Annotated in this window: 16 protein-coding genes; 6 read left to right on the forward strand and 10 right to left on the reverse strand. The window is 60.2% G+C overall.

Going from position 1 to position 22,484, the window contains the following annotated elements:
* Window positions 1-150: 150 nt before the first annotated feature.
* Complete coding sequence (locus AC0V6X_RS02520; RefSeq protein ID WP_486183021.1) at window positions 151-2,295, reverse strand: ankyrin repeat domain-containing protein; 2,145 nt, start codon at window positions 2,293-2,295, stop codon at window positions 151-153.
* Window positions 2,296-2,299: 4 nt separating this feature from the next.
* Window positions 2,300-2,731 carry a hypothetical protein gene (locus tag AC0V6X_RS02525; protein WP_486183022.1) on the reverse strand — a complete coding sequence of 144 codons (432 nt, stop codon included), beginning with the start codon at window positions 2,729-2,731 and terminating at the stop codon, window positions 2,300-2,302.
* A gap of 242 nt (window positions 2,732-2,973) precedes the next feature.
* On the opposite strand from AC0V6X_RS02525, the gene AC0V6X_RS02530 reads away from it, so the two are divergent.
* Window positions 2,974-6,267, forward strand: a complete 3,294-nt coding sequence (locus AC0V6X_RS02530; protein WP_486183023.1) for a S41 family peptidase — start codon at window positions 2,974-2,976, stop codon at window positions 6,265-6,267.
* Window positions 6,268-6,376: 109 nt separating this feature from the next.
* Complete coding sequence (locus AC0V6X_RS02535; protein WP_486183024.1) at window positions 6,377-7,726, forward strand: GntP family permease; 1,350 nt, start codon at window positions 6,377-6,379, stop codon at window positions 7,724-7,726.
* Here AC0V6X_RS02535 and AC0V6X_RS02540 read toward each other — a convergent pair.
* On the reverse strand, window positions 7,703-8,209 hold the full coding sequence (locus tag AC0V6X_RS02540; protein ID WP_486183025.1) for a gluconokinase: 507 nt from the start codon (window positions 8,207-8,209) through the stop codon (window positions 7,703-7,705). The two genes, AC0V6X_RS02535 and AC0V6X_RS02540, sit on opposite strands and share 24 nt — an antisense overlap.
* 7 nt (window positions 8,210-8,216) lie before the next feature.
* Window positions 8,217-10,772: a glycoside hydrolase family 3 protein gene (locus tag AC0V6X_RS02545; protein ID WP_486183026.1), complete on the reverse strand. Its 2,556-nt coding sequence runs from the start codon at window positions 10,770-10,772 to the stop codon at window positions 8,217-8,219.
* A 131-nt stretch (window positions 10,773-10,903) separates the two neighbouring features.
* Here AC0V6X_RS02545 and AC0V6X_RS02550 point away from each other — a divergent pair, with 131 nt between their 5' ends.
* From AC0V6X_RS02550 to AC0V6X_RS02565, 4 genes are read left to right on the forward strand one after another with little or no spacing between them, the layout of a single operon-like run.
* The gene (locus tag AC0V6X_RS02550) at window positions 10,904-11,968 is read left to right on the forward strand and encodes an SMP-30/gluconolactonase/LRE family protein (protein ID WP_486183027.1); all 1,065 of its coding nucleotides are present in this window, start codon (window positions 10,904-10,906) and stop codon (window positions 11,966-11,968) included.
* Window positions 11,969-12,017: 49 nt separating this feature from the next.
* Window positions 12,018-13,403: an MFS transporter gene (locus tag AC0V6X_RS02555; protein WP_486183028.1), complete on the forward strand. Its 1,386-nt coding sequence runs from the start codon at window positions 12,018-12,020 to the stop codon at window positions 13,401-13,403.
* Window positions 13,404-13,412: 9 nt separating this feature from the next.
* Window positions 13,413-14,462, forward strand: a complete 1,050-nt coding sequence (locus tag AC0V6X_RS02560; protein ID WP_486183029.1) for a LacI family DNA-binding transcriptional regulator — start codon at window positions 13,413-13,415, stop codon at window positions 14,460-14,462.
* 48 nt (window positions 14,463-14,510) lie between these two features.
* Window positions 14,511-15,545, forward strand: coding sequence for a glycoside hydrolase family 5 protein (locus AC0V6X_RS02565; protein WP_486183030.1), 1,035 nt, complete (start codon window positions 14,511-14,513; stop codon window positions 15,543-15,545).
* Window positions 15,546-15,547: 2 nt separating this feature from the next.
* Here AC0V6X_RS02565 and AC0V6X_RS02570 read toward each other — a convergent pair whose 3' ends face one another.
* From AC0V6X_RS02570 to AC0V6X_RS02595, 6 genes are read right to left on the reverse strand one after another with little or no spacing between them, the layout of a single operon-like run.
* On the reverse strand, window positions 15,548-16,405 hold the full coding sequence (locus AC0V6X_RS02570) for a sugar phosphate isomerase/epimerase family protein (RefSeq protein ID WP_486183031.1): 858 nt from the start codon (window positions 16,403-16,405) through the stop codon (window positions 15,548-15,550).
* Window positions 16,402-18,111 (reverse strand): GMC oxidoreductase, encoded by a 1,710-nt coding sequence (locus AC0V6X_RS02575; protein WP_486183032.1) that lies wholly within the window; start codon window positions 18,109-18,111, stop codon window positions 16,402-16,404. The genes AC0V6X_RS02570 and AC0V6X_RS02575 overlap by 4 nt, the downstream gene beginning before the upstream one ends.
* Before the next feature lie 28 nt (window positions 18,112-18,139).
* Window positions 18,140-18,700, reverse strand: a complete 561-nt coding sequence (locus AC0V6X_RS02580) for a gluconate 2-dehydrogenase subunit 3 family protein (protein ID WP_486183033.1) — start codon at window positions 18,698-18,700, stop codon at window positions 18,140-18,142.
* A gap of 2 nt (window positions 18,701-18,702) precedes the next feature.
* Window positions 18,703-20,109, reverse strand: coding sequence for an MFS transporter (locus tag AC0V6X_RS02585; protein ID WP_486183034.1), 1,407 nt, complete (start codon window positions 20,107-20,109; stop codon window positions 18,703-18,705).
* Window positions 20,110-20,132: 23 nt separating this feature from the next.
* Window positions 20,133-21,191, reverse strand: a complete 1,059-nt coding sequence (locus AC0V6X_RS02590) for a sugar phosphate isomerase/epimerase family protein (RefSeq protein WP_486183035.1) — start codon at window positions 21,189-21,191, stop codon at window positions 20,133-20,135.
* Window positions 21,188-22,366, reverse strand: coding sequence for a Gfo/Idh/MocA family protein (locus tag AC0V6X_RS02595; protein WP_486183036.1), 1,179 nt, complete (start codon window positions 22,364-22,366; stop codon window positions 21,188-21,190). Before AC0V6X_RS02595 ends, AC0V6X_RS02590 begins: the two co-directional genes overlap by 4 nt.
* Window positions 22,367-22,484 lie beyond the last annotated feature (118 nt).

Below are 22,484 nucleotides of genomic sequence, written 5' to 3' on the forward strand. Positions count from 1 at the left end.
CCCAACAAATCCAATACCAAGCGGGCCATTTCGATGCGAAATTGCCCTGCTGATGATTGGAATACTACGCTGCGGGCAGGCTGCGCGATATACTGCAAATACACCATTTGAGGGGTGTTTCAGTTCATCAGCGGTTTAGTTTGGGGTGGCTTAGTTTGAAGGCGATGTGCCGGGCGCTTGGCATTGCTCCGCGTCCACCATCCCGCGCGCGGCCAGCTCAAGGCAGCGGGCATAATCGCGTTCGGGATCGGCTGCGGGGCGGGGTCCGAGCGGTTCCTGCGTGGTCGGGCTCGGGACTTGATCTCTTGCCGGAACAGGAGCTGGTTCCGGCAGGGGACCAAACAGCTGCTGGAAGTCCAAAGGCCAAGCTGCGGCAAGCTCGCGCGCGGTTTTTCCGCTTGCGTCTTTCACGCCAAGGTCAGCGCCATTGGCGATCAGAGCCTCTGCCAGCCCGCGATGGCCGCTGATCGCCGCAATGTGCAGTGTGGTGTATCCGCGCACTTTCCGGTCAAGCCCATCTGTCGTGTGCAGCGCGAGCAACCAGAACAGGTCTGTGGCCTGGCTGCCATAATCGTCGCCGCGTGCAGCTCGGTTGCGCACCGAGGAAAAGTCCACAAACCGGACCATCAGGTCGAGCGCTGTGTAGCCATCATTGTCCCTATGGTTGGGATCGGCTCCGCCTTCAATCAGGCGTTCAAACGCGTCGGCTGAAAAGCCCTCGAAATAGCGCGACCGGTCAGAGGTCCGCACCGCTGCATGCAGCACGCTGCCGCCTTCGCGGTTGAGGTGGGTTGGATCGGCCCCTTCATCAAGCAGGAGGTTGATTGCGTCTGCGTTGAAGCTTTGTGCGGCCAGATGGAGCGGCGTTGAACGCCCTGTGCTGAGCCTGTTGGAGCGGTTCTCAATATCCGCGCCGCTGGCAAGGGCAGTCCGGATCCCCTCGATATCTCCGGCAAAGGCCGCATCGTCGAGCGAGGAATTGAGCGTCGTACGGGCTTGGCGCGCGTTGAGGTCCGCGATTTGCTGGCTGCGCGCAATCTCCTCAGCGCTGCGCAGGCTTCCTGCGACCCATTCGTCGCAATCGCGGATGGCGACCAATTCGACGCCGTCAATATCGCTCAAGACATGCAAGGCATAGGGCACGAAGCGCGCGCCTTCATCTCCGCGGAAACTGTCATTGCGGTCGGTGTCGAAGCCGCGGCTGCGGACATAGAATTGCAGCACCTCGGGATCGAAGGAGCCGGCAACTCGGCCCCTTGAGGTGTAAATATAGATTTCAGGCGTCAACGTGTTCCCCTCCATCCGGCGCGTCTCTCCCGGATCGAGCAAGCTCCAACCGCGCTTCACCCATCCGCGAGAGGGGTTCTCGTATGTGTAGCTGAGGTCGATCGGCACGTCGCATGAGTTGCGAAAGCTTACTCGGAACCAGTCCGGCTCGGGGGGAGGAGGCGGTGGTGGTGGCGGTAGCGGTGGAAGAGGCGCTGGCGGGGGCAAGAATTCCTCTTCGTAAGGCGGAGGCGCGTCAGCGGGCGGGGTGTAGGATGGTGCGCTTTGATCTGGACGCGGCGGGGCGGGCTCAGGAGTGGGGTCGCGCGGCACTTCAATTCCACGCTCGATCAGAAAGTAAGCCCGGCAATTCGCTCCGCCTTGGCGATGGGTGGTGTAGAAGTGATAGGGAATATCCCGCTCGGAAAAGGCCGACCTGTCCGCCCATGGGCCGCGCTGGAATGTCTGCCGGTCATAGCCAAATGCGTCGTGCCCAAGACCGAAGAGATTGGTGATGCCGCGCCCAAAGCGGCGTAGAATTTCAGGCTCAGCAGAGTTGTCTTGGTCAAGGTTAGCGCTCTTTGGCATCGGCCTGCCCGACCGACTCAAAGCGGAGGTGACCACTGCGGCAAAAGCGCGCGCAGCCGTCTGTCCGGTTTCGCCGCCAACGTCAGCCTCGAACATCGCAACTCTGAGCGACAGGGGCTGAGGCCTGCCGTGCCAAACGAGGTTCCTCGTGCGCCGCCCAAAGCCCTGCTGCACGCCTTTGAATGCGCCCACGCTTTGGCTTTGCACCCCTGCGCCATCAGGAGCATTGGAGACGATGACGAAGAACACCTCGCTTTGCCCGCCCACAGCCGTGTCGCGCGGCAGAGCGGTGCATTTGAAACCGCTGAGATAGATGTTCTGGACATATTCACGCTGAGCCCGCGCCTCGCTGGGCGCAAACAGGAACAGCAGGCACAAAAGGCTGGCGGCGCATAGGCCGGCAAACTTGCGAATTGCCCTTGTGGAGTAGGCTGTGATCAACGCGCTAAACCGGCCATTTGCGATGCCTGACCAACCAAAAAACCGCCGCGGCAAGGGCGCCTGCCGGGGCGAAGATGACCAGACCCTCCAAAGCATTTTCAAGCCCACTTTCTGTGCCTTTCAAGAGGAGGGGCAACGGCGCGGTGGCGCCAAGGGCGAGAAAGAACCACAATTGCTTGATCTTGGCCAGCTCTGAAATGGCGATGCCGACCAATGCGACGGGTGCAGCAAAGACCGCAGCGGCCACAAAATAGAACGGCATCCACCCCGCCATATTGGCAAGCTCTCCCAAGGCAGAGCGACCGGCGACGGGTGGATCGCCCATGGACATCACGACTGAGAGGGCGAAGACCAAAACAGATGCAGCAGCGCATGCGGCCAGATAGCCCACAAGAATGCGCACAGCCGCCAGGCTCACTGTCTTGGCCTGCATCATCTCAAGCTCCTGTCAAACTAAGCTGCCTGGACCCAAGGCAAGCAGCGATGATGGGAGAGCCTATGCGCGCAACCGCCCCAAGTGAATCACGTAAACACACCATTCGGCGCGCATTGGGTGAAGCCAAGGTTGCAAGGAGAAGCCGTGAGACAGTTGTAGACGCCGGTGCGCACGATCATTACGTCTACGTATGCACAAAGACTCAGGGCGCAGATGCCGAGTTCAAGACAGGGGAATACACGATGTTTCGTACCGCAGGCTACGCTGCCGCTTTGGCGCTGGGCACAACTCTGGGCACCACTTTGGCAGCGCCCGCAATGGCTCAGTCTGAGGCTCCCGAAGCATCGGAGACCTTGCTGCTGCGCTCGCCGGACCTTTCGGCCAATCACCTGACCTTCACCTATGCTGGCGATGTCTGGATTGCGGACCGCGACGGCTCCAACCCCAAGCGACTGACTTCGCACCCGGCGGATGCGCGTGGGCCGCTGTTCAACGCCGACGGATCAATGATCGCCTACACCGTCAATTATGACGGCAATTACGATGTCTTCGTAATCCCCGTCACCGGCGGCCAGCCTAAACGGCTGACCTGGCATCCCGGCACCGAGACGCTGGTTGGCTTCTCCCCCGATGGAAGCCACGTCTACTTCACCAGCCCGCGCGAACGGCGTGCAGGGCGCTCTGGCCAGCTCTACCGCGTCTCCATCGACGGCGGCCTGCCTGAGAAAATCTCGGAGGCGCGCACCTATGCAGGCGCCATGTCAGAGGATGGGGAGACCTTTGCCAATGTCCCCGTGCGTCCCGGCTATAACGGTCTTGCAGGTGGCAGCGCAGGTTGGCGCGGCTATCGCGGAGGGGCAGCGCCGACCATCCAGCTGATCGACTTTGATGCGCCCAGCGTCACAGAAATTCCCGGCGACCGCACGACCGAGTGGGATCCGCATTTCATCGGCGATGACCTTTATGTGATCTCTGACCGTGACGATGCACGCTTGAATGTCTTTAAGCACAATCCGGCGGACAATTCGCTAACCCGCGTCACCAACGAAACAGAGTTCGATGTGCGCGCCATCGGGGGTGAGGGCGACACTTTGGTTTATGAAGCGGGCGGACGTATCCACGCACTGGACCTCGCCAGTGGCAACGCCAATCCGCTGTCAATATCTCTCAGCGCAGACCTGCCTGCGAAAATGCCAAGCTGGCGAAGTGTTGCAGGGCAGATCGAAGACCTCGACATCTCGCCCACCGGACAGCGCGTCGCGGTCACAGCGCGCGGTGAGATCTTCACCGTGCCGATTGAAAACGGCAGCACCCGCAACATCTCAGCCAGCGCGGGTGAGCGCGACTATTCAAGCATCTGGTCGCCGGATGGAACGCAGCTCGCCTTCGTGGAGGACAATGGTACCTCGCAGGTGCTGGTGATCAAGGATCAGAGCGGGATCGGAGCCGAGAAGCGCTTTGATCTGGGCGGGGATTTCAATTTCTTGCAAGGCTGGTCAGGCGATCACATCGTCTTTGAAGACAATAAGCTGCGCCTGCGCGCGCTGACCGTCGCGACCGGAGAGACCTGGACCATCGCCACCAGCGTCCGTCGTGGGATTGGCGGGGTCTCGATGGCTCCCGAAGGACGCTATGTCGCCTTTACTGCGACGCAGGTGAACAACAATTCGGCTTTGTTCCTCTACGATCTGCAAACCCGCCGCACAGCCGAGGTGACGGGCGATTTTGCCGACATTGGCTCGCCCACGTTCAGCCATGATGGCAGTCTGCTCTTTTTCACCGCGTCAACCAATGCGGGGCCGACCCATGTGGGTCTCGACATGTCGACCCAGCAGCAGCCCTATCGCGCCGGTATCTACGCCGCGATTCTTGCCGCTGACGGCGAAAACCCGCTCGCTCCGCAATTGGGGGATGAGGAGCCGGACAGTTCGGATGACGAGGACGGTGAAGACAGCTCCGAAACCGAAACGTCTAGCGTCGATATGGACGGAGTCTCAGGCCGCATCATCGCGCTGCCGGTGAATGAGGAGTTCTACACCTCGCTTGCCGCAGGGGCCGATGGCGCGCTCTATTATGTCAGCCTTGTCCAGCCGGGTGTCGCCAACACTGCGCCGGGCAATTCCTCACAAGAGGGCGCGACGCTGAACCGCTTCGATTTCGAAGAGCGTGAGGCAAAGACTGTGACAGGCGGCGTGGTCGGATTGCAGATTGACCGCGCGGGTAAGAAATTGCTGCTGGCGCGCGCCAATGGCAGCTTTGTGACGGCCGATGCGGGAGCCGATATCAGCCCTGAGCCGCTCGACACGTCGGGCCTGCGCATGCTGGTCGACCCGTCGGTTGAATGGGCGCAGATATTCAACGATGTGGCGCGCATGGAAGCGGCCTATTTCTACGATCCGAACATGCACGGCCTCGACTGGGCCGCGATGCAGGAGAAGTATTCCGCTTTCCTGCCGCATGTGGGTCGGCGCGAAGACCTCAATGAACTCATGGTCGAAATGATCGCCGAGATGTTCGCAGGCCACAACCGCGTGGGCGGGGGTGAAGTCTACGACAATTCCGCTGCACGTCCGGGCTTGCTGGGTGCCGATTTTGAGATTGACGCGGGCCGCTATCGCATCGCGAAGATCTTTGACGGCGTGCGCTGGAACCCGTTCCTCGACGCGCCGCTCGCCAAGCCAGGCGTGAATGTGAAGGAAGGCGAATATATCCTTGCCATCAATGGCCAGTCGCTGTCGGGCGATGACAATATCTATCGCCATCTGGCGGGGACGCGCGGAAGCCAAGTGACTTTGACTGTTGCCTCCACCGCGGCGGGCGCAGGTCGACGTGAAGTCGTGGTTGAGCCTACAGGGAGTGAAGGGGGCCTTCGCCTGTGGGACTGGGTGGAAACCCGTCGCCAGCGTGTTGAAGAGGCGACCAATGGCCGCGTTGCTTACGTCTATATGCCGAACACAGCGGGCGCTGGTTTCACTTTGTTCAACCGGATGTTCTTTGCCCAAGCCGACAAGGAAGCGCTGATCCTGGATGACCGCTCAAACGGCGGCGGTCAGGCGGCGAACTATGTGATTGAGGTGCTCAACCGTCCGGTGCTGGGCGGCTGGCGCGACCGCGAAGGTCTGCCTTTCACAACGCCGGGTGCGTTTATCGCAGGGCCCAAAGTAATGCTGATCGACCAGGATGCAGGATCGGGCGGGGACTTCATGCCCTACGCCTTCCGTTACACTGGTCTCGGCCCACTGATCGGGACGCGGACCTGGGGCGGGCTGATCGGTATCTCGGCCAATCCGGGGCTGGTCGATGGTGGCTTTGTAACCGTGCCGTTCTTCCGCTTCTACACGCCAGAGGGCGAGTACACGATCGAGAATGAAGGCGTTGCGCCCGATTACCGCGTGGAGCTGGACCAACTGGCCTTGGACGAAGGGCGTGATACTCAGCTCGAAGCCGCGATTGGCTATATTCTGGGTGAGCTGGAGAGCGCGGACCCGGTGACGGTGACAACCGCACCTCCGCCTCCGACCGAATTGGGCAAGTAGGCTTCCGCTGACTAAGCGGGGAAGGGGCCGAGCGCGTTTTGCTCGGCCTCTTGCGGCTCGCGTGTGACAACGTTATCAATTCTCGTCGGAGAGAGGGGCTTCGGCGACAATGATGGAATTGCTTGATTGGGCGCTGGAGTGGCGACCTTTGTTCGCGACGCTGATCGGCGTTGTGGGACTGCTCGCGATGATCCTCATCCGCCGCGTCAACGCCTTCGCCGCATTGCTCGTCGCAGCCCTCGCAACCGGGCTGATCGCGGGATTGGAACCCACCGCCGTCATCCAATCGGTGCAAAACGGTTTTGCGGGCACGCTTGGTTTTATTGCGGTGATCGTCGGATTGGGCGCATTGCTCGGCGCGTATCTCGAAGCAAGCGGAGGCGCACTCGCCCTGGCCCGCGCGGTGATTGGAGAGCGCTCTCCGGGTGCGGCCAGCGTCGCGATGGGAGTGGTCGGGTTGATCGTTGCAATCCCGGTGTTCTTCGATGTCGGCCTGATCCTGCTGTTCCCGCTCGTCCAAGCGCTCGCTGCCAAAGCGGGACGGCCTGCGCTCTATTTCGGGCTGCCTTTGCTTGCCGGACTGGCAACGGCGCACGCCTTCATTCCCCCGACACCTGGCCCGGTCGCAGTGGCGGAGATCCTCTCTGCAGACATTGGCCTTGTCATTGTGCTGGGTCTGCTGGCGGGCATCCCGGCGATGCTGATAGCAGGCCCGGCTTACGCAAAAATCGCGCTGGATCGCGGGTGGTTGGCGGGCGGCGTCGAGCTGTCGCCACCCATGGATGAACCCGCTCCGCCCGCTGGTCTGGCGGCAAAAGCAGTTATCGCCATTGCGGTCCCTATTGCCTTGATCGTGGTCGCCGCAGTCACGCAATTGGCCGGAGCCACCAACCCAGCACTCCAATTCATCGGTCATCCTTTTGTGGCGCTGCTTGCCGGGTGCGGGTTGGCGGCATGGGTGCTGCGCCCATCCGACGAAGCGGGCCGGGCGCGGCTCAAAGACACGCTCGCAAGAGCGCTGGAACCTACCGCTGTGATCCTGCTCGTCACCGGAGCGGGCGGAGCGTTCAAGCAAGTGCTTGTCGATACGGGCGCGGGTGCGATGCTCGCTGAAACGCTGCTCGGGGCGGGGCTTGGGCCGATTGTCGCAGGGTTTGTGCTCGCAGTGCTGGTGCGGGTTGCGCAAGGGTCGGCGACAGTTGCGATGCTGACTGCGGCGGGTCTGTCCGCGCCGCTGGCACTTGCAGCGGGTTTGGAGGGCTGGGACTTGGCGCGCATGGTCATCGCGATCGCCGCGGGCGCAAGCGTGGTGAGCCACGTCAACGACAGCGGCTTTTGGCTCGTCTCGCGCTACTTCCAGCTCACACCGGGCGAGACCTTGCGCAGTTGGACGGTGGCCTCAACGCTGGTTGGCGTGGTCGGCTTTGCCGTGGTGCTAGCCTTGGGCCTCGTCGTCTAGCCAAGCCGCAATTTCCTGCGCGATGGCTGCAAGGGGACGGTTTGCGTCGATATTCACCGCGTCATTTGGCAGGTGCAATGCCTCCAACTGGCTGTCGAGCAAGGATGCCGGCATGAAGTGACCTGACCGCGCTGCCAATCGCTTGGCGAGCACTTTCTTCTCGACCGCGAGCATCACAAATTGCGTGCGCCGCCCTTCAATCGATCGAAGGCCTTGCTGCACTATCGGCGTCAAAGCTGAGCAGGCGAGGATGACTGTTTGACCCGAGACGCTGACGCAGGCTTCGCGCAAGCGCTGAACCCACGGGGCACGGTCAGCATCGCACAGGGGTTTTCCGCTCGCCATTTGCGCGCGGGCTTCGGGCGAGTGATGGTCATCCGCCTCTATCATCGAAGCGTCCGGGATTAGCTCGGCGAGTGCGCTCGCAACGCTGCTCTTCCCACAGGCGCTGGGGCCCATGATGACGATCAGCCGCTTTGCCAAGGTCGCGTCAGACCCCGCAGCTGCGCGTCGCGTCTACATCGGGGGCAAGGCGGATGTCGGAGATATCGACTGTCGCGGGCGTCGCTGAGCGGATGACCAAGCCTGTCGTCAAGGCGCTCATATCCACGCCGGCATCAGCAAAGCAGGCAAGCGACAAACGAACCTCCTCCCACTCTGAAGAGCTCGCGCGTACGGTCAAACCCTCGGCGCATTCCTGCCCCGCATCGCAGCCCATTGTGACGCTCAGAGTGGCGGGATCGTCCCCCACATTCCGCACAAAGAAGGCAAGCTCCATCGCGCCATTGCTGTGGCGGGAGAAGTCCACCGGATCATGGGTTGCGATGCGTAGGTAGGCTTCCGCAGAGCGCCATTCGACCCGTAGGGAATCCTCTTGAGCGAGCCGGTCAATGCCGGAAAAGACAAGGCCTCCTCCGTCCCAATTGCTGGAATTGAGGCGCGTTTGTGTGCCGCTAACGACGCCATAGAGCGACCAGGGATTGGGCGACTGGCCGCCAGCAAACAGCACATCGCCAGAGCCATTGCCGGTCGCGTCGATGCCGGATTCTTCCGACAAAACTGCCAGATCGCCGACGTCGGCAAAGCTTAACCCATAGCCAAAGGCGAAGAGCGGATCATAGCCGTCCTGTCCGACGTTCAAGACCGCTTGATCGGCGCGTTTGGGCCAGGAGAAGGACAGTCGCCCTGTGAAGTCGAAGCTGGGATCGCGTTGGAACAGCAAGTCGCTCACCCCGCCGCCTTCGCTGCCGGGAAGCCAGGCTGCGATAAAGGCGTCCGAGGCGTTGATCTCCGGATTGACCCACATCGGGCGTCCCGAGAGGAAGACGGAGACGACCGGCATGCCACGTTCGCCATATTGGCGCAGCAATTCGGTGTCGAAGGCCCCGTCGGCAAAGTCGAGATGCGGGCGGTCGCCCTGAAATTCGGCATAGGCATCTTCACCATAGACGGCGATGACCACGTCAGCTTCGTTGTCACCGGTGCCGGCCTCATCAAAGATGACAGTGCCACCCGCTGCTGCGACTGCTTCTTCGATTCCGGCTAGGATAGACTGGCCGTTCGGGAACTCTTCGTTTGAGTGAGTGCCCCCCTGCCAGGAGAGGGTCCATCCGCCAGACGCTTTCGCAATGCTGTCTGCGCCGTCTCCGACGACCAGCACCGTTTGGCCTGCATCAAGCGGCAGCAGCCCGCCATTGTTCTTGAGCAACACCAGCGACTTGCGCACCGCTTCACGCGCAATCGCCCGGTGCTCTGCATTGGCAAGCAGGGAGGTGTCGCCTGCGCCGGGACGCGTGCTCGGCGCGCCGCGTGCGAACAGGCCATAGCGCAGCTTCACCCGCAGGATCCGGCGCACAGCATCGTCCAGGCGCTCCATCGAAATCTCGCCAGAGTGGACATGGGCAAGCGTGCTGTAATAGAGCCCGCGCCAGCTATCGGGCGCCATGAACATGTCGATCCCGGCGTTGAAAGCCGCAGGGCAATCGGTGTTGGAGCACCCCGGAATCTGCCCGTGCGCGTTCCAGTCGCTGACCACAAAGCCGTCAAAACCCATCCGGCCTTTCAGAACATCGGTGATGAGCGCGCGGTTGCCGGTCATCTTGATATTCTGCCAGCTGGAGAACGAGACCATGACCGTCTGCACCTGCGCATCCAGAGCGGGCAGATAGCCCAGCGTGTGGATGTCGCGCAGTTCCTCTTCACTAATGCTCGCATCGCCTTGGTCGCGCCCCCCATCGGTCGCGCCGTCGCCAGTATAGTGCTTGGCGGCTGAGAGGATTTTGCCCGGCGCAAGGAAGTCATCCTCGCCAAAGGTGCCTTGCAGGCCTTCGACGATGCGGTCTGAGTAGGAGATGACGACATCGGGGCTTTCCGAAAAACCCTCATATCCGCGGCCCCAGCGATCGTCGCGCGGCACGGCGAGGGTAGGGGCGAAGGTCCAATCATGGCCCGATACGATCAGCTCACGCGCTGTGACGCCCATGATCTCCTCAATCAGGTCAGGGTCGCGCATGGCTCCAAGGCCGACATTGTGCGGGAAGACCGTCGCGCCGAGCAGGTTGGTGTGGCCGTGCACCGCGTCGATGCCCCAGATGACCGGGATTGCAATTTCAACGCCTTCGGGGTCGGTTGAGGCCTCCCAATAGGCGTCTGCCATCTCCAACCACGCCTCTGTGTCGGCATAGGGGAGGGGGCCAGGCGCGGAGTTCCCTCCGGAGAGGACCGAGCCAAGGCGATATTCGCGGACCTCTTCCGGGGTGATCGCACCGGTGTCAGCCTGGATCGTCTGTCCGACTTTCTGCTCCAGCGTCATCTGCGCCATGATTTCGTCGATCCGCGCTTCGATTACGGGATCGAGCGGCTGGCGTTCGAGGCTGGGCCAGATTTCAGGGTGGATGGTGCCGGGAGCAGTAAGGGTAGTCTGAACACTCGGCTCAGAGCTCGCCGTCGCCGGTGCCTCGGCGCTGACACCATAGGTGCAAGCGCCAAGGCCCATCGCCATTACGGCGCACGAACCAAGCACACTCTGCCGAGCGATAACAGCCATTTGCATCCTCCCAATCGCATCTTCAGGCGCAATGGGCCCTTGTGCGAATCTTCCAATCGCCGCCTAAACCAGCGGGTTTTGACAAGGTTGTCAATATTGGAATATCAAGCCTCAAGAGGGAGATTGAGGATATGCGTTTTGACCGCAGGTCAATTTTGGGTCTGGCGTCCGCTGGTATGGCCGCTGGCGTAGCGGCGTCGTGTTCTGGACGGGCGCTCCCGCTCGGCTCTGATGAGGGTTCCGAACGATCGCCCGCGATCACGTTTGAGGTGTTCGACAGCCAGTTCGAAGACCTGATCGACACCGCGCAGAGCGGGCGTTTGCTCTCACAGGGGCATTGGTGGGCAGAGGGACCGGCATGGGATGCCTCGCGCCAGACGCTCTATTTCTCCGACGTCCCGCGCAACATCGCCTATGCCTGGTCACAAGACGATGGCGACCGTGAATGGCTCTCCCCGTCGGGCGCAAGGGGCGACGATGCGCAGGGCATGCGGGAGGCAGGATCGAACGGACTGTTGCTCGGGCAAAGCGGCGAAATGCTGATCTGCAATCACGGGTCGCGCGCGGTGGAGGCGCTTGACCTTGAAAGCGGAGCGCGCCGCATTCTGGCGTCAAAGTTTGAAGGGCTGCGCTTCAATTCTCCCAACGATCTCGTCCAGGCGAGCGACGGGACGATCTATTTCACCGATCCGCCATACGGGCTGGAGGGGCTCAACGCATCGCCGTTGAAAGAGATGGCGGTCAATGGGGTCTACCGCCTGCGTCCTGACGGTGATCTGACCCGGCTTGTGGACGATATGACCTTCCCCAATGGCGTGCAGTTGTCGCCTGACGAAGCGACGCTCTATGTTGCTCAATCAGACCCACAGGCGCCGATCGTTCGAACATTCGATTTGGCAGCTGAAAACGGTGCTGGATTGGGTGAGGGAGAGATATGGTTCGAAGCTGCACCCTACATGCAGGAGGTCGAGGGCCTGCCCGATGGGATGGCCGTCGCGACGAAGGGCCACGTCTTCCTCGCTGGACCTGGCGGAGTGCTGATGCTGGATGCAGCGGGCCAATGCCTCGGCCGCATCAACACCGGCAGAGCGAGCGCCAATTGTGCGTTTGGCGAAGACGGCAAAACCCTCTTCATAACTGCCAAGGATCAGCTGCTGTCCGTGCGCACTCGTGTCACAGGCACCGGCCAATTCTGAGCCTGCGCACATGGCGAGTAGAACCGATAGTCCTCCGAGCCTGGCCGCTATGACAGCGAATGCTTCTGGTGCGGCTGGAGCTGGCGGTGAGGCTGGTGGGCCAAAGGCGCGGCGACTGGCGGGCTATGGCGTCGGCGACTTTGGGCTCAACATCTATTGGCACAGCCTCTCTCTCATCCTTGTCTTTTGGTACGCCGAGATTGTCGGGCTCGACCCCAAGCTTGCCGGATGGATATATGCGCTGGGCTTGTTGTGGGATGCGATCTCTGACCCGATCGTTGCCTCTTTCGCGGCAGCCAATCGCAGCCGCTACGGTGTCTACCGGCCGTTCCTGTTGTTCGGCAGCTTTGGTCTGGGAGCCTCGTTCTGCCTGCTCTTCTGGTCGCCGCCTTTGGAAGGGTGGTTCCTGTTTGCGGCCTTGCTCGGCTCAGCGATTATCTTTCGCACCAGCTACACCATTGTCGCCGTCCCTTACTCGGCCCTTTCCGCCCGACTGACCTTCAATTCAAATGAGCGGGCAGAGCTTTCCGGCGTGCGCATGTTCTTTGCCTTTTGCGGGATGCTGTGCGTCACGACCTTCTTCTTCCCGCTGGCACGCTATTTTGGGGATGGAGAGAATTACACGGCAGACGGCTTTCTGATCACATCTGCGCTGGGAGCCATCGTTGCGATTATCGCGCTAAACGCATGCTTTTTCCTCACGCGGGAGCAGCCTCCGTTAGGAGGAGAAGAACTGCCACGAGGTTGGAGCCCGCGCAGCTTTGTCCAGGCTTTCACGCAGAACGATGCGCTGCGAATGCTGCTCTTGATCCTGTTCCTCAACTCCGCCGCCGGGGCGAGCCTCAATATCCCGATGGCTTTCTATATCGAAGCCAATGCAGGGGCTTTTGCGAACAAGGAAGTGATCCTCACCGCCTTTGCCGTCGCGACTTTGGCAGCGACCCCGATTTGGACAGTGGCAACGCGCTATCTGGGCAAGAAGAAATGCTGGTATCTGGCAACCTTGGTCAGCGCATTTGCCGGTGGGTCGCTGTTCCTCGCCGGCCCGATCCTTTACGCTGGCGTTCCGGTTCAGATCATCCTTTTTGGCTTTGCCAATTCGGCTTTCGCAATCATCATCTGGGCGCTGATCCCGGACACGGTCGAGTATGGCCAATATGCCAATGGCTGCCGCGATGAAGGGGCAGTGTTTGGATCAAGCCTGTTCGTGCAAAAGGCCTCCAGCGCGCTGACTGGGTTGGGGATTGGCTATCTCTTGTCAGGTATCGGATATGAGGCTGATCGCGACATGCAGACCCCCGAAACCGCCAATGCGCTTGGGCAATTTGTCGCTCTGGTGCCTCCAGTCTTTCTGATACTTGCTTCAATTACGCTCTTGCTTATGCCACTGACGCGTGACTTGCATGCTCGGATCGTTGATGAGTTGTCGCGCTAGGGGGAAATGATGGCCACGACCAACCTTAAGAACTCGGCCAAGATGAAGGACGTGGCGGACCTCGCCGGTGTCTCGATCAAAACCGTGTCACGGGTCCTGAACAACGAACCGCATGTGCAGGAAAAGCTTCGCCGCAAGGTCAAGGAAGCGGCGGAAAAGCTCGACTATGTGCCCAGCCAATCGGCGCGCAGTTTGCGGGGTAGCCGGTCCTATGACCTGACTCTGGTGTGCCATATGGCAGGGTCCAACTATGTGAATTCGATCCAGTTTGGCGCGGTGATTGCGTGCCAGGATCTCGGCTATCAGCTTTCGATTAGCTTGCTTGAGGATCTGACCCACAAACCCATCGCAGACATCAGAGCGGCGTTTGAAGGCGTAATGCGGCGGCGCAAGCCTGATGGCGTGGTCCTGCTCGCGCCTTATGCCAATGATGAGAAGATCGGATTCGTGCTTCAGGAAATGGGCATTCCGGTTGTCCGCGTCGGGCCGGTGGACTCGCAAAATCAGGGACTTCTGGTCGAGATTGACGACTATCAGGCCGCGATTGATGTGGTGCGCCACTTGGTCGATTTGGGCCATAAACGGATTGGTTTTGTTCGCGGGAGCGAGGACCAGCGATCCAGCCATGTGCGCTATTCCGGATTTTGCGTGGCGATGGAGGCAGCGGGGCTTGAGGTGGAGCCAGACCTTGTGCGGCCGGGCGCGTTCAATTTTGAATCGGGTTACGAAGCGGGGCAATATTTCCTCGCGTTGAAAGACAGGCCGACCGCGATCTTTTCGTCCAATGACGATATGGCGGGCGGGTTGGTTGCTGCGTTTATCGAAGGCGGGATTAATGTTCCTCAGGATATCTCTGTTGTCGGGTTTGATGATGCGGACATTGCAACCCGAATGCGTCCGTTTCTGACCACAATCCGCCAACCGCTTAGCGATCTGGGCGCGCATGCCGTGCGCGAATTGGTGTCGTCGTTGAGCGGCACCAACAAAGGCAGCAATAGGATCGTGCTCGATCACGAATTCGTGCTGAGAGACACAACCGCGCCGCCAAAACATGCCTAGGGCGCAAACCAAAACCATCACCCAATTTGACTTCGAGGGAGGAAGAACATGAAGACTTCGACAATTTTGACAACGTTGGCAGCATGCGGCACTCTCGCGGCGATCACCACCGCTTCAACCGCGCAAGATGCGGCTGGAACGGCAGCGAACGAACAGGTTGAGGTCGCGGCTGATTTCCAGATGCAGCGCTGCGTTAACATGGGCAACGCGCTGGAAGCTCCCAATGGCGCGCCATGGGGACGCAATTATTCAAAAGAGGATTATCAGCGGATCAAGGCCGCCGGTTTCGATACGGTGCGTATTCCTGTTCGGTGGAGCGACTATACCGGCCCCGCGCCTGATTATCGTATCCATCCCGATTTTGCCGAGCTGGTGGACAACAACCTCAAATGGGCCTTGTCGAGCGGGTTGAACGTGGTCCTGAACGTGCATCATTTTGAAGAGATCATGGAAGATCCCGACAACCAGACCGCCCGTTTTCAGGCGATTTGGGATCAAATATCTCTGCGCTACTCCCAACTGCCCGCCAATCTGTGGTTTGAGGTGCTCAATGAACCGCACACCAATCTCAAAGGCGCACAAATGCGCGGGTTCCAGCGTCAGGCGATTGAGATCATCCGCCGGGACAATCCCACCCGCATCATCATGCTGGGCGGAGAGGATTGGTCAGGGATCAACTCGCTGGGCACAAACCTCGCCACCGATGATCCCAATGTAATCTACACCTTCCACTATTACGACCCCTTCAGCTTCACCCACCAGCAGGCGGAGTGGCTGGGCGAGAATATGCCCCAGGGCAAGCGCGGTTGGGGCTCAGCGGCTGACCGGGCCGAGCTTGCGCGCGCAGTAGAAATCGCGACGGCCTTCCGCGAAGCGACCGGGCGTCCGGTTTTCCTCGGCGAGTTTGGGGTGAACTCGCCGGTCGACAATGATGAGCGGGTCAAATGGGCAGGGGCCGTGCGCACTGCGATGGAGGATGCAGGCATCCCGTGGTGCCTGTGGGCCTATGGCAACACCTTCGCCCTCTACACCGACGAGAATGGCTGGGACGAGGATATGCTAGCGGCGCTTACCGCTGACTGATGTCAGCTGGTGAGATGCACAAAGCTGCGCCCGACTGAGGCGAGGGGGTCTGCGGGATTGTCATGCTCGACATAGAACCGTTCGACCCCCAAATCCTGCGCCATCGGTAACTGAGTTTTGAAGTCGATTGTGCCGTCTCCGGCAGAGGCCATTTCCCCATCAGCGGTGCGGTCCTTGATATGGATGGCGGAGAAGCGGTCAGGTGCGCCATTGATGATCGCCATCGGATCAAGTCCGGCATCAGCGACCCAGTAAAAGTCGAGCTCCATCGTCACCAGCTCAGGGTCCGTGCCTTCGAGCAGAATGTCGTAGCCGGTGGTGCCGTCCGCCTCGATGAATTCAAACTCGTGGTTGTGATAGCCAACCATCATGCCCGCCGCTTTGGCCTCTTCGCCGCGTGCGTTGAGCAGGTCTGCAAGGGCGCGGTATTTATCCGGTGCGCGCTCTTCTTCCGGAATCCATCCGAGGTAGAGGCGATCCTGCCCAAGCGCCGCTGCATCCTCCAGCGTCGAAGCGAACTGAGCATCGTCGCGCAGCCAAGGCAGGCGCACATGGCCCGACCGGCTGACAAGGCCCAGATCATCCATCATCGCACGGATATCGGTCGCACTGTACTCGAACAGCCCTGCTGTCTCGCAGGATTTGAAACCGATCTCTGCCAGAGCGGACAAGGTCGCCTGCGCATCGCTCTCAAACAGGTCGCGCACCGTGTAGAGTTGGACGCCGAGCAATTCGGTGAAGCCGGGCGCAGTCGCGGTGCTCTCGCTCGTGGCTTCACCAGCGGAACAGCCCGCAAGCATGCTCAAGGACGCGATGGATGAACCGGCGAGAAAGCCGCGGCGGCTAGGTTGGATCATCATGCGATAACTCCTTGTTTCATCTGCTGTGCGGCATAGTCGACTGCGCGAGCGGTCAGTGCCATGAAGGTGAGTGATGGGTTTTGGCAGGCGATGGAGGCAAAGGCTGATCCATCGGTGGCAAAGACATTGGGCACGTCATGGCACTGGTTGAAGCTGTTGAGCACCGATGTCGCCGGATCGGCCCCCATCCGCGCGCCGCCCATTTCGTGGATGCAGATGCCCGGCGTCGTCTCGCTTTCAAAGCCCTCAACATCGACCGCACCCGCCGCTTCCAGCATCGCCACCGCATCGCGCTTCATCGCGACCCGCATCTTGCGCTCATTCTCGCCCCAGCGCACATCGAAGTGCAATTGCGGGATGCCGAACTGGTCGGTCTTCGATGGGTGAAGAGTGACCTGATTGCTCTCCATGGGAAGGTGCTCGCCAAAGGCCTGAAGGTTGATCCACCAATCACCGGGTTGGCGCAGCTCATCTTTCAGGCTGTTGCCAAATCCTGTCCCGCCAAGCCCTCGCGTCCAGGATGAACGTCCGCTGTTCCCCTGATAGGCAAAGCCGCGCAGAAACTCGCCATCGGTGCGATTGTCGATATTGGCGTAGCGGGCGAGGTAGGTGCCGTTAGGACGGCGACCTGCGTAATATGAGTCCTCAAATCCGGGCATCCGCCCGATCGCACCCACACGGTGGTGGTGGTCCATCAGATATTTGCCGAGCACCCCGCTGGAATTCGCAAAGCCGTTGGGAAATGCGTCCGACGTCGAGTTCAGCATCACCTGCAAAGTGCCGGCGGTCGAAGCACACAGGAAGATCACTTTGGCGCTGATCTCCTCACGCTCACCGGTTGCGCGATTGATGATCCGCACACCGGTCGCGCGGCCATTGGCAGCGTCGTATTGGATGCTCTCGACAATGCTGTCGGTCAGCAGCGTCATGTTTCCGGTCCGCTCAGCTGCGGGCAAAGTTGCAGCGACGCTGGAGAAGTAGGCTCCAAAGGAACAACCACGCTCGCACTGGTTGCGGAACTGACACGCGCCGCGGCCCAATGCTTTCTGCTCTTCGGTCGGTTCGGTCAGATGCGCCGCGCGACCGATCATAAAGCGACGATCAGGGAATTCCGCTTCGATCCCCGCCTTCGCTGCCTTCTCGACACAGGTCATGTCCATCGGTGGCTGGAATTCACTGTCGGGCAGTTGGGGGAGGTTCTCGTAAGAGCCGCTGATTCCGACGAAGCGCTCGACGTAGGAATACCATGGCTCGACATCGGCATAGCGGATCGGCCAATCGCTGCCGTAACCATCTGCCTTGTTTGCGCCGAAATCCGTGTCGCTCCAACGGTAACTCTGCCGTGCCCACATCAGCGACTTGCCGCCGACTTGATCGCCGCGCAGCCACATAAAGGGCGCGCCTTCTGCGGTGGAGTAGGGGTTCTCGCGGTCGTTGATGAAGAAGTTGCGCGTGCTTTCGCGGAAGGCATAGCACTGGCTTTGGACGGCATAGTCGCTGTCCGCGAGCTGTGGGTTCACGCGGTCGCGGAACTCCATGTCCCACGGCTCTTTGAACTCGCCTTGATAGTCTTCACCCGGTTTGGTGGCCTTGCCGCGTTCGATGACAAGGGTTTTCATGCCCTTCTCACAGAACTCCTTGGCCGCCCAGCCACCGGACATGCCCGAGCCGACAACGATGACATCGAATTGTTCATGGTCGCTCATGCGAGGAAGTGTCCTTTCGTGCGCATATTCAGACGCCGCGTTCGAGCCAGGCGCTGCCAATCTCATTGAGAGGCACGCAGCCGTCATAGCGACCGGGGAGCTCTTCATAGGCGAGCTCTTGCTGGGCAATTTCTGAGGTGTAGAAGCCGAAAATGGTGAGGTCTCTCACCTGCTGGAAAGCTGCTTTCCCCGGTGCATCATCCGCACCCATTGTGAGTGCCTCAAGCGCTGCGTCCTGCTCGGCGCTTTCCAATGCTGTGAAGCTCGCCGACCCATGGCTTTGCGCCAACGTTTCCAACTGCTCGAGTCCGTCCAAAAAGGCATCCTGCTGATCGGCAGTGAAGTGCTGCTCAAACACGGCGGAGATGTAGTCAGGGACTTTTGCAGCGAGCGCGCCGGGAGTTTCCGTCGCAGGGATGATCCTGTCCGCAAGTGCTGCGACAAAATCCATCTTCTCAGCCGGCAGAGCAGGGCCAGCGGCGCATCCGGTGAGCGCTGCAAAACTGGGCAGCACCACCGCTACGCCAGCGAGCGTGATGGACCCTCGCAAGACAGAGCGGCGGTCGATTGAGGAAGAGCTTTCGGTCATGACTATGCCTGCCCCGCTGAATTTTCGAGTTGCCTTCGCGCCAGGAAAAAGACGGCGAAAATGGCGATCAGGATGGCTGGGAAATAGACCAGCTGGGACAAGGCACCTTGGCCCGCCGCGACCTCGATCGCTGTGCCGTCCAGACCGCTGGCCTCGGCCGCGACCCGTGCGCTGTCGATCCACCCTCCGATGATCGGGTTCCAGATCGTCAAAGCAAACATCCCAGCAGCGCCAACAAGGCTCATCCCCAAAGCGCCCGAGCGGGGCACATATTGGGCGGTCACGCCAATCATGGTGGGCCAGAAATAGCATACCCCGACCGCGAAGATGATCGCTGAGACATAGACCATCACGCCGCTCGCCGAAGCCATCATGAACAGGCCCAATGTGGTCAGCACAGCGCTCAACAACAAAACGCCGATGGGATTGAACGCGTGGATGAGCGGGCCTGCGAAATAGCGGCCCACCGCCATAATGCCGGTGACCATGCCAAGCACAATCATCGCCTGCCCCGGCAGATTGCCCAGCTGCGCGCCGAGGATCCGATCAACCCATTGCTGGGTCCCCAGTTCCGATGTGGCCGTCACACTCATGATCGCCATCAAAAGAGCCAGAAGCAGAGCGTCCCGCATCCGGCCCGTGCGGAAGAGCATCAGCATGACAGTAAGCCCAACCACAATCAGCAGGGGTACAATGAATGTCCCCGGCAGGCCCGAGATGAGAGCGTTGGGCGTTCCAATCAGAACCAGAAGGCCAAGGATAGCGCTCATCAACAGCACGCCCTTTGCATCCAGATCGACGGTCCGCTCGCTCTCTGGCACCTCGGGAAAACGCGTGGTGAAGACCATGAAGCCATAGATTGCGGTCGGGATCAGCATGACGGCAATTTGCGGCTGCCAGCCAATGCCGGCATTGGTCATGATGTAGGAGACGACCGCGCCGATCACGATCCCGCCCGGGAACCAGACATGGAAGCGGTTGAGCCACTTTGTCTTTTCTTCCTTGTAAAGGTCTGCAATCAGCGGGTTGCACGCCGCTTCGACTGACCCATTTGCGAAGCCGATAAAGAAGGTGGAGATCAGCAGGCCCAGAAAACCATCAGCCAGAATGGTCAGGACAAGCCCAAGCAGGTGACCGAAGAACGCCAGGATCATGATCACGCGCGGGCCGAGCTTGTTGTAGAGGAAACCGAACACAACCATTGCAAGCGGGAAGCCCAGAAATGCCATGGAGTTAACCCAGCCAAGCTGAGTGTCGCTGAGTGCGAATTCGTCGGAAAGCTGCGTCAGGATGCCTGCACGGATAGCGAAGGTCATCGCAGTCACGATCAGCGAGATGCAGCTCAGCCAGAACAGCTGGTTGCGATTGATTCCGACTTCAGAGCCAGACTGTATTGATGCGGTTGCCATGAATCCCTCTCTTGCCGATGCCGTCAGCTATCGATGCCGAGCGTTCGGCGTATCATTGCTGGATCGGTCTCTCCGCCCGCGAAGTCGTCGAATGCGTATTCCGTGGGACGGATGATGTGATCGGCGATGAAGGGCGCGCCTTCTGCTGCGCCTTGCTCGGGATGCTTGAAACAGCACTCCCATTCGAGCACCGCCCAGCCGTCAAAGCCGTATTTGGTGAGCTTGCTGAAGATCTGGCGGAAATCGACTTGGCCATCGCCTAGCGAGCGGAAGCGGCCGGCGCGGTTCTGCCAATCTTGGTATCCGCCATAAACGCCGGTGCGCGCGTCCGGTCGGAACTCGGCGTCTTTGACATGGAAGGCTTTGATCCGGTCGTGGTAGCGGTCAATAAATCCAAGATAATCAAGTTGTTGCAGCACAAAATGGCTTGGGTCAAAAAGGATATTGGCGCGGGGATGGTTGTCCACTTTGTCGAGAAACATCTCGAAAGTCGCGCCATCATGCAGGTCCTCACCAGGATGTATTTCATAAGCTAAGTCGACGCCATTATCCTCAAACACATCAAGGATCGGACGCCAACGCCGCGCAAGTTCGGTGAAGCCTTCGTCAACCAGCCCGGCAGGACGCTGCGGCCACGGATAGACCAGATGCCACATCAGAGCGCCAGAGAAACTGGCGTGCGACTTCAGCTCCAATCGGCGCGAGGCGATGGCAGCCTTCTTGACCTGATCAACCGCCCATTCCTGACGCTCTTTTGGTTTGCCGTGAAGTTCGGCAGGAGCAAAGGCATCGAACATCTCGTCATAGGCGGGATGCACCGCCACCAGTTGGCCCTGAAGGTGAGTGGAGAGCTCGGTGATGGTGAGGCCATGCTCTGCGCAGCGCCCGGTCAATTCGTCGCAATAGTCTTGGCTTTCAGCAGCCAAATCGAGATCAATGCAACGAATGTCATTGGATGGGATCTGAATGCCCTTATACCCCAGCCCAGCAACCCATTCTGCAATCGCATCCAGCGAGTTGAAGGGCGGCTTGTCGCTAAGAAATTGAGCAAGGAAAATAGCGGGCCCACGAATTTCCTTCACGACAGCAGACCTTTCAAATCTGATCCAACACTCGGCGGCTTGATTTCGGTGCGTGCTCCGTCATTTGCGCTGCTAGCAACTGCCGCCTCGAGGAAGGCCATGCCCCGCAAGGCCTCTGCAATGCCCGGCACCCCAAGCCTAGCAGGCGCGACGCCGCCTTGAACGGCCTGCGCGAAATTGCGGTAGAGATTGGCGAATGCCTCGACATATCCTTCCGGGTGACCTGAAGGCAGGCGGCACCGGGCAAGAGCCTGTTTGCACAGCGGCTTGTCGATCCCGCTGCGGTGCACATGTGTTAAGCCAGATGCGCGGCGCTCGATCAGAGTGTTTGGCTCCATCTGGTGCCATTCAAGGCTGGAGTGCTGACCGTAGACCCGGATGGAAAGTGTGTTCTCATCACCGGTGCAAACCTGGCTTGAGATCAGCGTGCCGGTCGCCCCGTTTTCCAGCGTGAAGCTTATCTCGCCATCGTCGTCGAGTGACCGACTGTCGAAATGGCTGCGCAGGTGAGCGCAGAGTGTGTCCATGCGCGCATCGGCGATAAATTCAGCGAGGCTGTGCGCGTGACTGCCAATGTCACCGAGTGCCCCGGCGGGGCCGGCAAGAGCGGGGTCCACGCGCCACGCGGCCTGCTTGCTGCTTATGTCTTCGGCCGGATTGGCCAGCCAGCCTTGCGTGTAGTTGACGACGATTTTGCGGACAGGCCCAAACTCAGGCTGAGCAGCCAAATGCCGCGCCTGCCACACCATCGGATAGCCGAGATAAGTGTGGGTTAGCCCATACGCAGCGCCAGTCGCTTCAAGCCTTGCGGCAAGCTCCTCTACCTCTGCAAGACTGATCCCGGCAGGTTTATCTGACATGATATGCAAGCCCGCTTCCGCCGCAGCGATGGCCATCGGGACGTGTGTGCTATTGGGCGTGACGATCGAAACGCATTGCATTGCACCTTTAGACAGCGCCTCTTCGCCTGCAATCATCGCACCGAAGGACGGGTATGCTCGATCATGCGCCAGACCAAGTGCTGATCCAGTTGCACGGGAGTTGTCGGGATCACGGCTAAACGCGCCGCAAACCAAATCGATCTGTTGATCTAGGGCAGCGGCCATGCGGTGGACCGCGCCGATAAAGGCACCATCACCGCCGCCAACCATGCCCATCCGCAAACGCGCAGACACCAGAACACCCTCCCTCGTCGGACCCGATCAAGCCCAGAACAGAGCCATTCGCGCAGCTTTTGACGCTGTCTCGTTGCAATAGCTTGTCTTACGTTGTCAATTTGTATTACTGTTTCGC

It is taken from the genome of Erythrobacter sp. S267 (assembly GCF_057365045.1).